The organism is Weissella sp. LMG 11983 (assembly GCF_025908495.1).
Taxonomy (GTDB): domain Bacteria; phylum Bacillota; class Bacilli; order Lactobacillales; family Lactobacillaceae; genus Weissella; species Weissella fermenti.
On record NZ_JAOZFD010000001.1, the window covers coordinates 420,617 to 435,430 of the forward strand.

At 44.9% G+C, this 14,814-nt stretch carries 5 protein-coding genes; all 5 read right to left on the bottom strand.

The features are described from left to right. Positions 1–16: 16 nt before the first annotated feature. The 5 genes from OIT45_RS02245 to cydD all read right to left on the bottom strand — a co-directional run bounded on the left by OIT45_RS02245 (position 17) and on the right by cydD (position 14,814). Entirely contained in the window at positions 17–9,055 is a 9,039-nt protein-coding gene (locus OIT45_RS02245; protein ID WP_264339811.1) for a MucBP domain-containing protein, read from the bottom strand. Between the two features lie 437 nt (positions 9,056–9,492). Then, complete coding sequence (locus tag OIT45_RS02250) at positions 9,493–10,614, bottom strand: ATP-grasp domain-containing protein (RefSeq protein WP_199404507.1); 1,122 nt, start codon at positions 10,612–10,614, stop codon at positions 9,493–9,495. 23 nt (positions 10,615–10,637) lie between these two features. Next, positions 10,638–11,309: a glycoside hydrolase family 73 protein gene (locus OIT45_RS02255; RefSeq protein ID WP_264339812.1), complete on the bottom strand. Its 672-nt coding sequence runs from the start codon at positions 11,307–11,309 to the stop codon at positions 10,638–10,640. A 24-nt stretch (positions 11,310–11,333) separates the two neighbouring features. Further along, positions 11,334–13,088, bottom strand: coding sequence for a thiol reductant ABC exporter subunit CydC (cydC, locus tag OIT45_RS02260; protein ID WP_264339813.1), 1,755 nt, complete (start codon positions 13,086–13,088; stop codon positions 11,334–11,336). Beyond that, positions 13,081–14,814 (bottom strand): thiol reductant ABC exporter subunit CydD, encoded by a 1,734-nt coding sequence (gene cydD, locus OIT45_RS02265; protein WP_199404509.1) that lies wholly within the window; start codon positions 14,812–14,814, stop codon positions 13,081–13,083. Before cydD ends, cydC begins: the two co-directional genes overlap by 8 nt.

The following is a 14,814-nucleotide window of genomic DNA, read 5'->3' on the forward strand; positions in this document are numbered from 1 at the left end:
TTCTGTACGGCATCACTTACCTCAGTTTCATTAGAAACTGGTGCCGTTTGACCAAGTGTGGCATTTGCCTCCGTTCTAGCTGTTGTCTGTGCAGTTCCAGCTTCTTTTGCGCATCTTGCACGGTGCTATCAGTTGCTTGATCAGAAGCGGCCGCTTCCTCAAGCTCTTGCCCAGCCACCTTGTTTACATCATCACGATTTAGATTTGCATCAGCAACCGCCTTCTCATAGGCATTTGTTGCATCAACAATTTGCTTTGGTGTGCTATTTGGAGCATTTAGCACCTCTTCCAACACAGATTTTGCATCCTGAACACTTGGTTCATTTGTAACTGGTGTTGTACTTGCGCCAAGGGCTTCCTGAGCGGCATTCTTGACGGCATCAACAACAGCTTGCGTGGCTGTCTTAATCTGATCCGTTGTTGCGCCATCAGCTGCTGCCTGAGTTTGCAAATCTTCCAACTTTTGAACCGCATCCTTCACCGCTTGACTGCTAGTATCAGCTACTTGGTCTTGCACGTCATTTGCATCGGTATTAGCTGTGTCTCGCTCCGCCTTAGCTGTTTGAACGGCATCTTCCAATGCGCGGGTCGCTTGCTTAATATCCTCAGTTGTTGCAGTACTATTAGGCTCTAACAAGTTATTTAACTTTTGTTGAGCATCTTTCACACCTGGTTCTTGTGAAACCGGTGCAGTATCTACTGAAGAAGCTTCAGCCCGAGCTACTGCATTATCCAATGCACTTGTCGCCTCCTCAATTGCCTGGGTGGTACCCGTGTCATTTGCAGCTGCATCCAATGCAGTTTGCAACGCTTGCTGGGCCTTGGCGACTTCTGGATTAGCAGACTCAGCACTAGCATTAGCTGCATCTTGAGCTGCCTTAGCTGCATCTTCTGCAGTCGCTCGCTCTTGTTTAGCCTCGTTAATCGCATCTTCAAGATTCTTTTGGGCAGTCGCAACATCATCCACAGCAGCTGTTGGATCGCTCGCTAGCTTATCAAGCGCTGATTGTGCATCAGCTACCGATGTTTCTTTTGATACTGGTGCTGTTTCAATCAACGTCAGTGTGACGGTCCAATCAGTCGTATTTCCTGATGCATCCATCGCCGTCACTGTTACAGTTGCAGTCCCACCGCCACTAGCCTTTAATTGGCTAAGCACCGTCTCATAGTCAGACGAAATCGTAATACCGTCACCCGGTACATTTTGTTGATTATCCGTTACAGTATCACTTTCAGTCTTCGTATTAGCAACATAATTAATCGCCTTCAGGAAATCAGCCTCAGTGGCAGGCGCACCAGTTGTTGAAGCTGTCATGGTATTTTTAACCTTGTCGCTTGCTACAACTGGATCTGTCACATCGGTATAGATATATTTGACAACTTGCGTCGTATTATAATCGTTATCATATGTCAACGCAGTATTTCGACTGTTTGACGTTAACGTATATCCTGGTACTTCTGGTGCAATCTGTGTGTAATCAACCTTATTGTTGGTTTGACCAGTCAAAACATATTGTTTGTTGCCTTGGCTATCGGTTAACGGACGACCAACTTCGTCGTACAAATCAACCCGCACTTGTTGTTCAACTGGCACATAGGTGATAATTGCCGCTTGACTGGCCCCGTCATTATCAGCTACCGCGTCGAACGTGATGGTATACGTTGCCGAAGAACCATCTGTTGCGATTTGCCAATCCATCCTCATCCCCGTAACTTGTGGCACAGTAGCAATCTTATATCCCTTTGGCGCGGTAATCGTGCCAGTCGTGATTTGATCTGTACCATTCGTCAATGTTTGGTTCGCTTGTGGGAACGCAGGAGTGTTCTCAGCACCGTCGGCGTATTGTTGTGTAATTGTGGCTGTTTGTTGGTCAGCCTTGTATGTGACAACAAATTGTTGCATTTCAGCATCAGTGTCTGATGACCCATTATTCGTTTCATCGAAGTTAGGGTTCGCAGCTAATGCGTCAGCCATTGTGTTATATACAACACCATCTGGGCCCGTAACTGTGTACGTGTACCCATCCTTCTGCAATTCCGCATCCGTGTAACCAGCTGGTGTACCAATCTGTCCACCGGTGAGCCCATCAGTTGACTTGGTATCCGGTGAAACCGACGTGGCACCATCAGGCACATTAATTTGGAATTGTACGGTCTGCTTAGAAGCCGTTAGTTTAATTGTTGCGTTCTGAGGTTCAGGGTCCGTTCCCCCGTTTTCATCCGCATAGTGTGTGTAGTTATTATCAAACTTTCCGGTCAACGTCACCTTTGTGCCGTCAGTTGAGATAGCATCAGTAATCAGACCCTTGCTATCCGTCGTAACACCATCATCAGCCACATAATATCCTGATGGAGCGGTGTACTCGTATGAATAGTCCTTATCAGTACGACCGTTTTGGGTGTTAACAGTTGTGTTCGTCCCATCTGGCATAGTCTGACTAACCGTTGCTCTTTGATTACCAGGGGCAAAAATGACCACCAAATTTTGTGGTTCGCTATCTGTCGCCACATTTCCATTAGGTGTGTCATCCCAAATCAAGGTGTACTCGGCTTCTGTGGCGGCATCATTGTATGTCACATTATATTGATCACCATTGATAGCTGCAATGTAGTAACCTGATGGCGCCTTAATCGTGCCTGAGTGTGGTTGACCAGTTTTACCACTTAATGATTCATCTGCTGGTGCATCACTTGGCACGCTAACCGCATTTGAATATGAGTACGTAATGTTTCCTTGTTGCGTTGCCGGTTGCAACGTAAATTCAAAGTTTTGTGGATCACTATCAGAAGCTGCTGAGTTATTTGTGTCGTCGTACGTAAACGATACCCAAAGCTCTTTACCATCGGATGAAACGCTTGTTGTTGCACCTGAATATGATGGTTGCTGAGCGTCAAAGTAGTAACCTGAATCAGCGGTGAACTTTGTAGACTCCAACGTTGCACTTGTCTCACCAACAAAGGCGACTGATGACATTGGTGCACCTGAGAACGTTACATTAGCTGATTGATAATCAGCGGTGTAGTTAACATCAAACGCTTGTGCAGAACTATCAGATTGGTTTGAGCCATTCACAGTGTTGTCGTAGTTTCCAACTGCTGCGACAGCTGCTGACAACGTTGCATATTCAATACGATTACCATCATCGTCTGTCACTGTTACTGTATAGCCGTAACCAGACACTGCCAAGCTAGATTCCAAGTCGCCAAAATTAATTGCCCCACTTGTTACACCGCTAGCGCTCGTTGCGTAGGCTGATTGTGCCCCAGCAGAGCCAATATTAACCACCGCCTCTTGATATGAGGCTTGAGGAACAATAATGAAAGTTGTAATTCCTTTCTTATCATCGTCGTATACAGGATTATCATCATACGCAGCCTGTAACGTTGCGTATGGGCCAGACGTACTTCCATTTGGATGCTCAACTATAACCGTATAGGTATAACCTTTGGTCATTTCCAATTTTTGCAAATTTGTATCGTTCAAATCCGAACCATCAGGTAGTGTAAATGAAATTTTTTCATTCGTATTACCCGTTGATTCTGAAAGTACTTCTCCAGCATGCTCGTCACCAGTTGTTTCACTAATTATCACACGAGCCGTTTGAATTTCTGGTAAATAATTGACAATATATTGCTGTGCCGAGGCATCGGATGCTCCGGCATTAGCCGTATTATCATACAATCCAGTTGAACCAGCGAGTGCTGAAGACAACGTTGTAAATGTTGTACCATCCGGTGTAGAAATCGTATAACGATAACCTGAACGAGCCAAGTCACCATCAGTTGTAGCAAATGATACCCGTCCACTAGTAACACCAGCAGAGGAAGCAAAAGTTGATCCAGCCGTAACGTTAGACGGCAAGTTCGAAGCAGAACCTGCAATCAATGCAGCTGATTGATACTGTGCGACATATGAAACCGTGAACGTCTGAATATCGGCATCAGAATTCCCAATATTGTTAGTACTGTCGTAAGCATTATTAGCCACCGATGCTGCTGACAATGTAGCATATTCAGAACCATCTGGCCCGGTAACAACGTATGAATATCCTTGTTCATACAAATCACCATCACTTAGTGGCAAAGCCATCGAACCATTTGTCACTCCGGATGTCGTTGGACCTTGATAACCAGCATAAATTGGTGAGTTGGCATCCCCAACAATTGTGGCTTGTTGCTTCAACGCTACGTAGCTGATGATAAACGATTGCATATCCGCATCGCTAGTGCCGTCATTACTTGTATTATCAAACGTCGTATGGTCAGTCTGTGCTGCTGACAACGTTGCATAAGGTTCACTTCGCTCACCGTTAGTTTCATAGTAAACAATATATGAATAACCTGGCTTATTAACCAGGCTGTCTGTCCCACGGAACGGGATTTCTCCAGCGGTTTTTCCATGAACGGAATCAATGACACTGCCTCTTTCAATTGGCGAACCCGAATCCACCGCCAAAACGGCAATTTGTGAGTCAGCTGTATAGCTCACCATAAATGAATGCACACTACCGTCGATCGAACCTGTGTTGGTTGTGTTGTCAAATAAGCTATTTGCGGCAACCGCTGATGATAACGTGCTATACGTTGAACCATCAGGTCCCGTTACCGTGTAGTGGTAACCCGGACTATATAGGCTATTTTCTGTATTCGCGGCAAAAGACATGCTACCACTGGTTACACCAGCTGCACTACCCATAGTCTGCCCAGCATTAATTGGCGAATTGGTTGCAACTTGCACAACAGCTGATTGACTATCAGCTGTGTAAACGACGTAAAATCCTTGGATTCTTCTATCAGTAACGGCTGAACCATTATCAGTGTTGTCAAAGGAACTTTCAGCGGCAACCGCAGAACTTAATGTTGCATATTGTCGTGAACCATAACGACCCCATACAGTGTAATGATAACCAGACAAGACCAAATCACCATCTGAAATACTGAACCCCAAACTGCCTGAAGTAACGCCGCTTGCGCTAGCAGCCACAGATTGAGACGTATATGGCCCTGTTGAGTCCAAGATTACCTGTGCCTCTTGGTAAGCCGCCTTATATGAAACCATGAAGCTCTGTACAGCCGTATCACTTGTACCCGAATTATTTGTATTATCATATACGCCGTTATTAGCCAGAGCTGAGGCCAAATTGCTGTATACCGTACCATCCGGTCCAGTGACCGTGTACGTATATCCTAATTGACCTAGAGCTTGGTCGTCCGTTGCAAAACTAATGGCGCCTGACGTTGAACCACTCGCAGAGCCGGCAAGGCTACCGGCTGAAATTGGCGACGTTGAAGTCACTGCAATTACAGCTGATTGAGCGTTAGCTGAGTATGTGACGGTAAACATATCCGGATCAGCATCAGAAACACCTGATGTTGTGTTGTTTGCATTGTACTTGTTGTGAGCCGATACCGCTGCAGAAAGTGTTGCATAGCTAGTTGTATCACTGCCATAAGTTACGGTGTACGAGTATCCGGATACCGCCAATTGTGAATCAGCCGTCGTAAATGATCCGTTTGGTAAGAAGTTAATGGTACTACCAGTCTTCCCATTTGCTGACATAACAGCTTGTGAATTTGCACTGATCGGTGAGTCAGCTGATACATTAATCACTGCAGCCTGGCTCATTGGGATGTAATTCACGACAAAACGTTGGGCTTCCGCATCGGTCGAAGCCGTGTTATTGGTTGAATCAAACTTACCACCAGCGGCTGACATCGCTTCTGCCAACGTTGAATAATAAGTTGTGTGTGACGCATCTGGGCCATACCCAACTTGGTAGGTATACCCAGATACGACCAAATTAGAATCCGTTTTTGAGAAAGTCATCGAACTGTCAGTGAAACCCGTGATACTCTCAATCATCGAGCCTGCACTGATAGGTGAATTCTGTTGTACGCGAATATAGGCTGATTGATAGTCCGCCTTGTATGACACGCGGAAGTTTTGCGCTGAAGAGTCCGATGACCCCGAGCCGTTTTCCGTATTGTCATACAAGTTATTAGCTGCCGTTGCGGCTGAAATCGTCGCATAACTTGATCCATTTGGCGTATACACAACGTACGTGTATCCACTAACTGCTAATTGAGAGTCCGTCTTTGTAAATGAAATTGACCCACTCGTCACGCCAGCAGCAGAGTCAACAGCCGAATTCGCCTTTATTGGTGATGAACTATCAATAACAACATTAGCTGACTGATATTGTGCTTGATACGTATAAGTAATTGTTGAGATTAAATCGTCGTCAAATTTGCCATCAGTGTCACCTGATGAACTGACTAGCGTGTACCCTTGAATTGTCTTTGAACCATCTGGAATATTTGATCCTACTGGTCCAGTTGCAGAAGTAGCCGGACTGATTATCTTGCCACTTTGATCCACAAAGTTATACGTTACCGTGGCCGTCCTTGGTGAGTAAACTACCTTAAACTGTTGCTGGTATGCATCCGTACGGGCATTCGTCGCATTTTGCGTATTGTCATACTTTTGAGCAGCTACAGCCGATGCCAAGGTTGTATATGTTCCCAACAGGGAGGCTGCCGAACCCATTTGATCGTAAACCTGAACAACATACGTGTAACCACTCTTTGCAAGTTGTGAGTCCTTGTTAGAGAAGGAAACTGTGCTACTTGCCGGTCCATTAGCAATTTCGCTGATTGCCGAATAATTCAATAGTGAATTTCCTGACGTATCAACCGCACTTGTAATCAAGTTAGCGTACTGGTTGGTCTTATAGGTCACAATAAATGCTTGTGAAGAAGTATCGGTTGTGCCAGTATATGCCGTACTGTCATATCGTGGGTGAGCAGCCAATGCTGATGACAAAGTTGTGTATGCCACCGAGTCAGGTTTGTCCGATCCGGCATAGGTAACGGTATAAGTGTATCCTGCTCGGACCATCCCCCCGTCGTTAGTTGCAAACGAAATACTGGTATTGGTTGCCCCACTCGTCGATGCAAATGTTGTACCGGCACTTAGTGGACCATTGGGATCATACTTAATAACCGCTGATTGCGTTTGCCCAATATAACTCACCGTGAACACCTGAGCTGAAGAGTCAGTAGCCCCAGAATTATTAGTTGCATCATAAATTGAATTTGCTGCAACCGCTGAAGACAACGTGCTGTAAGTTGAACCATTTGGACCCTTAACAACATACGTGTATCCAGCATTTGAAAGTGATGCGTCAGTGTATGGTATCGTCAAAGCGGCACTGGTTGTGCCGACTGAAGAAGCTACAGTTGATCCCGCCTTAATCGGTGACAACCCATCAACCACCAAACTCGTGGTTTGCGTTACCGGACGGTAGTTTACCGTAAAGGTTTGGTAACTACCGTCGGAACTGCCACTATTGTTAGTATTATCAAATCGTTCAATTGCTTGAGCCGAAGCTAGCGTTGAATACTCAGTTACGCCATCCGGACCTTGAACCGTGTAGGTGTATCCCGACTTTGCCAAGGCTAAATCAGTTGTATTGAACGAAACTGACCCATCAGTTGGACCGTAAATACCTTGCATATATGAAGGCGCACCAGACGTCACGTATGAACTACCATCGTACGTATAATTTTGCGTATACAAGTAGGCCGTTTGAGACTGTGCCGAGTAATTAACTGTCCAATTTTGTGGCGATGCATCAGATGCGACCCCAGCTGAATTAGATGTACTATCCCAAGCGTTGGTCGCCGCCGCATAAGCAGCTGACATTGTCGCATATGAACTACCATTGGGATCCGTTACAGTATAGTTATATCCTGAACGTACCAAAGAAGCATCGACAATGCTGCTTGCTAGCGAGCTACCACCAAGAGGCTTTGTTTGGTCGATGTTCCAATATGACGTAATCGCTGAAGAGCCGTTCCATAGTTCAGGCTTGTTCGTATTAACAATAGCTTCCTGTTGTACGGTTCCTTTATATTTAATGGTAATAACGTTATTCCCAGCTGTTTGCGACACAGTCACATCATTGGCACTACTTGCCGTATAGCCACGAATCGTAGGTGCGGCAAAAGCAATATCATCTGTACCCGCTTTGGCTCCGGAAGACAGACCGCTGATTCCAATGATATCCCCAACCGCAGCCACAAACGTCGTTGGATCTTTGATTGTGTTCCCGTTGGCGTCAACATACTTAACAGTTGTAGTACCCGTCGATAAAGTTCCCGACATACTATCAAATGATGCGTATTGGTCATTCTTATTCTGTCCATTAATGGCATTCAACCCAACGGTAAGAGCGGTCGCCGGCGCAAGCGTTACCTTGGCCTTCGCTGTATCAACCGTCCAGCTTGAAGACTCACTGTTCTGTGTTTTATTCGTTGTCATTGTGGCAACAATTGATGGACCACCGTTTGGTCCACCAGTTGGGTTCCAGGTCAACGTATACTTAATCGTACTGCTCCAGTTAGATAGGTTGTACCCGTCGGTATATGTTGCCGTTCCGGCAACACCACTTTGCTTTCCCTGCGTCGCAGTCAACGTTCCCGAGCTGTTAGTTGTTCGCAAGGCACCAAAGGGGCCTTCAGCCGGGTCAGTTGGCGTTAATAGCAACCCAGTCCAATCTGAATAATCACGTGGCATAAATTGATCAGCATCACGGACGTTTGGGTGTAGATACCCAGTGACGGTAAACGTTTTTGTTGCATCAAATTGTCGTGTCAGATAGGTATAACCGGCAGTACTGGCACCATTAGCCACCAGTTTTGTGTAATAAGCTCCCGCTGGATCCTTATAAAGTGTACTTCCGTACGCACGATCGGCTGTCCAGGTTGACCCATTGTAGCTCCCCAACCCAGTCACGTCGCTGTAGTTCCAAGTACTAGACCCATTCCATGAAACCGTACGACTCCCGCCTGTAGCCGTGTCAGCATCGGTCACCGTATCAATGGTCGCCGAAGAGTTTGTTTGGGCTGCAAAAACACTCCCCAATCGATCACTAAATAAATCAAAAACTTTACTAGTATCATTAGCCGTTATCAGTGATACCACGGTTAGACCAGCAACCACCCAAAACTTACCGCTTTTGTACATTTTTTTATGTTGCTTAAATCCCCTCATAATCCATACTCCCCTGTAAACTTAGTTATTCAAATGGAAGTTCATACCCTTAACAATTCCACTCATAACACTATAATTTAATGCTAACAAAAAATTAACGTCAGGCTAATACAGTTATCATATCTATTATTTCGATTTTGAGTAAATAACTAATAAAAAGGAGTGATTTCTAAAAAATCACTCCTTTTCAAATTAACTATCAGTTCTACTAGTGCTTATCATAGTAGTCGTCGATAACAGATTGGAAGAAAGGTCCGCTCAAAATCATTGTAATCACAATACCAATAAATGTCAGTGTGCCTTTAATTATTTTTCTCATCGTAGATTCCCCCTCACTCTCACATCTTACACTTGTCTCAAATCAACCTCTATTAAAAATTTTTAATTTTTCAACAAACAAAAGAGCGATTACGTTCCCGTAATCGCTCTCCTTATCATTATTCTTCAAATTCCCAAACGCCTGCGACATGCAATTGATTAAACAATTGGTTCGCTGATGAACCACAAGCTAGAACATGGCCCGCCTGTGGCGACATCATCTCGTTTTGGTAGAAGGCAAACTTCCAATTTGACTGGATGCCCCAGTGACGACTCAAGGCATCAATTTGATCAGTCGTGAATGGCATATAAACGGCCGCTTGCGACATAAAGACGTCGGTCAACGCTTGACCCGTAATAGCGCGCAGATGTTGTTCAGCAACCGGTACGTTCGTTGTTGCATCATACAAAGTCGCTGTTGGTGGGATTCCAGCCGCAATATCACGGACGTATAAGTTACCTGTTGCACTGTAGAAAAATGCCACATTGTATGCCCCAATAAACTGCAACACATCCCCAACACGTTCTGTCACACCAAGCATCACCGTCATGAGGTCATCAGCAATATCACCAACCGTCCAAGCACGACGCAAGTGTTGTTGGGCAACCATCGTCTGACGTAATGGGTATGTCTTAATTTCGCCAGTAACACCACGAACTGCCGTCATCGCAAATTCTTGCGCATCATCGAGCCACGTTTCAACGATTAGAGTCCCACCATCAATCATTGGTGCGACAAGTCCTAAGTCCCAGTCGCCACGTAGAATGACCGTATCATCATGATGCTTATGCTTGAAAATTGGCTTAACCACAACCGGATAACCAAGTTCAGCTGCTGCATGCGCAACTTCGTCCAAAGAACTAACCGTTGCATATGGCAAGATGTTGAATGATTGGGCTTCAGAAAAGGCGCGTCCCAACGCATGGTCATCTGTTAGTTCCAGCAATTCCGTGCCTTGTGGCAAACGGGCTGATTGCAATTCAGTAATCATATTGGCTGGCAACCATGAAGACGTATATGTCACCATCGAGGACAATGCCATAAAACTTTCAAATTCTGTTTGTTGATTGCCCTGTTCAACAAATCGATAGTCTGCTTCAGCCAAAACCGGTGCATCCGGATTTGTGCTGTATGCAGCCACATTATATCCCATGTTGTGGGCGCTTTGGGCCAAAGTACGGCTCGTCAAACCGTCGCCAAGGATTCCTAAAGTTGATCCTGGTAAAAATTCAAGGCTCATAATTTTTCTCGCTTCATTTCTTGCTAATTTACATCATATTGGTTCAAGTTATAAGTTTCAATCATACGAATGATTTTTTCAGCGTAGCCGGGATCAGTTGCATACCCACCACTAACCAATGCATAAGCTGCTGTCTGATAGTCGGTCGCTTGTAATACCGCCTGGTAACGTTGCGGATTATCGGAAGTACCGTTAACCAATAACAACGCATGATCAGTCATCGAACTACGCCAATCGACATAGGTTCGAAACGCAGCATTAACAGTAACCCATTCATCGTTAACAAACTCTTTAGTAGATAGTGTAACACTTGGCATACCTGCTGAGGCTTTTACACCAAAAAAATTATTGTATTTCGCTGCTAGCTCTGAACGTCCCCAATCTGATTCCAAAGCAGCTTGGGCGATACTTATCGACGCTTTCACACCATATTGCGCTTGCAAGCTCTGCGCTTCTGGTGCCAATCGAGCAATAAATTGTTCGTGCGTGAGCTCATTAAGTGGTAACTCACTAATCGGTGTCGTCGCTTCGACACGCTGATGTTGTATATCAGTTTGCCACAATGCCAGCCCACCGACAAGGGCAACTACCAAAACAACACGACCACGTTGTAACCGGCCTTTTTTTACGAAGAAATGTGATGGGTAAATCTTAAGCAGTTTCTTTCGCCACTGTTGTTTTTTCTTCCTAGCCATCACATATCTCCTTTCTTCATTATACTAATTAATCGGTAAATCACCGTGGTCTAGCGCTAGTAAACGTTGGAAGCGTGGCTCAGTTGTCATCAAATCCTGCGGTGCCCCCGCCATGCTAATCGTTTTATTTTCCACAAAAATAACCTTATCAATCAGCTCAATTCCGGTCAAGTGGTGTGTAACCCAGATTACAGTCTTGTCTTGCAACGTTGCAAAAATGGTTTGCAACACTTGCAATTCAGTGATTGGATCCAATGCCACCGTTGGCTCATCAAGAATCACGATTGGGGTATCTTGTAGCAAAATTCGGGCCAACGCAAATCTTTGACGTTCACCACCTGAAAAACGGCTTCCCATTTCAGTCATTGGTGTCTCTAACTGATTTGGCAATCCACGAACTAGCGTCGCCAAATTAACTTTCTCTAGCACTTCCCACAGTTGTTCATCAGACGCATGCAAGTTACCCAGGCGCAAGTTATTTGCTACCGTACTTGCAAATAAGTACGGCTGTTGATCTAGCACAGAAATTATTGATGCGCGTGTATCAGCTAAGGCGTCTACACGTACACCGCCAATTGTAATTGTACCAGCTGTTGGCTGCTCATCGCCCAAAAGCAGCTTCAACAAGGTCGTTTTCCCGGCACCAGACTGTCCCAAAATGGCCAAGCGTTCACCAGCTGGCACCTGCAATGACAAATCTTGCAAGACCGGCTCATCTGTATAGCCAAACGAAACGTGATCGAAAATAATATCAGATTGCTCAGGTGCTGCTTGTTGTGTGACTGTCGCACTATTTTCTTGGGTTGCTTCTTTGTCCATTTCATTAAGTCGAACAATTAAATCTTGATAACGTGGCCATTCACCAACACCAGAACTGATTGTCGTGAGCGCATCTTCAGCCGGAAAAATTGCCAGCACAAAGGCAGCAATCCAATTCACACCAAAGCTATCACCACCAAATCGTGACGTGGCAAACACCATCAGCAAGATAGCAACCACACCAATAACCATTGCTCCACCAAAATCACGCCACCAATTAAAATGAGCTTGCTGCGCCTTAATTTTATTTATCGCCGCAAAATCTTGCTTCTGACGATCAGCCAATTCAGCCGTTCGACCGGCTAGCACCCAATCTTGCAACCCCATAACCGTATCCGTCAAATCCGTATAAAGTTGTCCTTCTAATTGTTGTTGCTTAAAGTCGCGAGCACCATTCACCGCCAGCGTTACCATCGGCGCTAAAATTGTCGTCATGGCTAACACAAGCAAAATCGCCAAGGCAAATCCCCAGTCGAATACACCGACTCCAATGCCGATCAGTGCGTAAATGACTAACCCAATTATCGTTGGAAATAACGTACGCAAATAGAAGTTCTCAATTTTGAACAAGTCATTCGCTAACACATTTAGGACTTCACCAGTTTGTGACTTCGCATAAACCGACTTCGTTCCCGTTTCAACTAATTCGTACAAACGGCGACGGAATGTTGAAACAATTCGTAGCACCCAATTGTGTGACACCAAGCGTTGTGCGTACTTAAATGATGGACGACCAATTCCAAACGCACGTGTCAATACGATTGGGACATAAACCATCAAGATATTTTCTGGCATTTGCGCCGAACGTGAAATCAAAAATCCTGATGTGAACATCAAGGCTGCACCAGAAAATGTTGTCATAAATCCTAAGAAAATAATCAGGACTAGCAACTTTTTATACGATTTTAAATATGGAAAAACCCAGGTATCGTTTTTAATTAAACTCATTAATTTATTCATGTACTGCACCTCGCATCGCTGCTTGCAATTCAACAAAGTACCCCTTATTAGCCATCAACTCCGGCAAAGTTCCTTGTTCAACAATTTGACCATCGCGCATCACGATAATCAAATCCATTTCAGTTAACCAGTGCAAACGGTGTGTCGCAAAAATAACTAAACGCTTGTCGAACAAAGGTAACATCGTTTCCTTTAAGCGCACCTCAGTCTCGATATCCAAGTGTGCCGTTGGCTCATCCAACAGTAACACACGTCGATTATCGTCAAGCATAATTCTCACTAAACCAATACGTTGTGCTTGACCACCAGAAGTCTGCATCGCACCTTCACCAATGATTGTATCTAACCCTTCTGGTAGCGCTTCGAACCAGGCTGACAAGCCCACCGTTTCAATCGCCTCACGAATTTTGTCGTCCGTCGCCTCTGGCGCATAAAACGCTAGATTACGACGCAACGTATCGTGAAAAATATACGGTTGTTGCGGTAAGACTTGGATTTGTTCCTGCCAAGCACGCTGTTGCAAATGTGGTAAATGTTGCCCGTTTAATGACACATCACCCTCACCGTTTAGGAAGCCACCAATCAAATTAAGCAACGTTGATTTTCCTGAACCAGATGTTCCGACCAGCGCCACACGCTCATAGCCTTTGAAATCTAGGTTAATCCCCTGCAGGGCCGGTTCAGTCGCTTCTGGATAAGTGTAGGAAACATTCGTTAGCTGTAGTTCATCGTTTTCACGCCAACGTTGACTAGTTGCCTCATAAGTATTCGTGTCTTTTGCTGTTGGTTGATCAAGCAAAGCCATAATATCAGCCAGCGCATTTTTTCCATTCAACGTGGCATGGTAATCGTTCGCAAAATTACGAATAGGCAAGAAGTATTCTGGTGCTAAGACCAAAATGGTCAAAGCTGGCAATAACGTCATCGTGCCATCCATTAATCCCAATCCAAGGAATAGTGCCACAACCGCAATCGAAAGCGTTGTAAAGAAGTCGAGTGCAAATGTCGATAGAATAGCAATCTTCAACGTGCTCATTGTCGCTTTACGGTGGTCTTCTGATACTTCATAAATATTGTTCGCGTATTGCTTTGACAAACCTAATTGCTTCAAAGTCGTTAAACCGCGCAAAGAGTCAACGAAATGATTAGAAAGGCGATTGAAAGTAGCATACTCACGATCAGCTTTCGCTTGCGCTGCCATCCCCAAGACAATCATAAATAACACAATAACGGGATAAATGAAGAACAAAAAGACCGCTTGCTCCCAGTTAATTATGGCAACATAAGCCAAAATCAACCAAGGAATAATACTCATATCAAATAATTTAACTAGCACCAATGTCAAATAATCATGGACCTGGTCAATACCTTCTACCGCCAAAGTCACGGACTTACCAGTTCCTTGGTTCGCGACAACGCGCGGTCCAAGTGCCGCATACTTTTCTGTGAGTTGCGTCTGCAATGACGCCGTTGTGGCATCAGCAAATGGTGCTAAGGCATATTGTTTTGCGACGCCCATTAACTGACGAATCAAGTACGCCCCCACAAAAATCAAAACTGGTGTCACAACTGCACCTAACTGATGTCCTTGCCACAAGTCGGTAATCGCAACGCTTAAAAAGCGTCCCTGACCGATAATAGCTAAAGCCTGAAACAACGTCAGCACCGACAAGATTCCCAACGCTTTTCTAGCACCAGGAAACTTAAATAATCTTCTATCTAACAT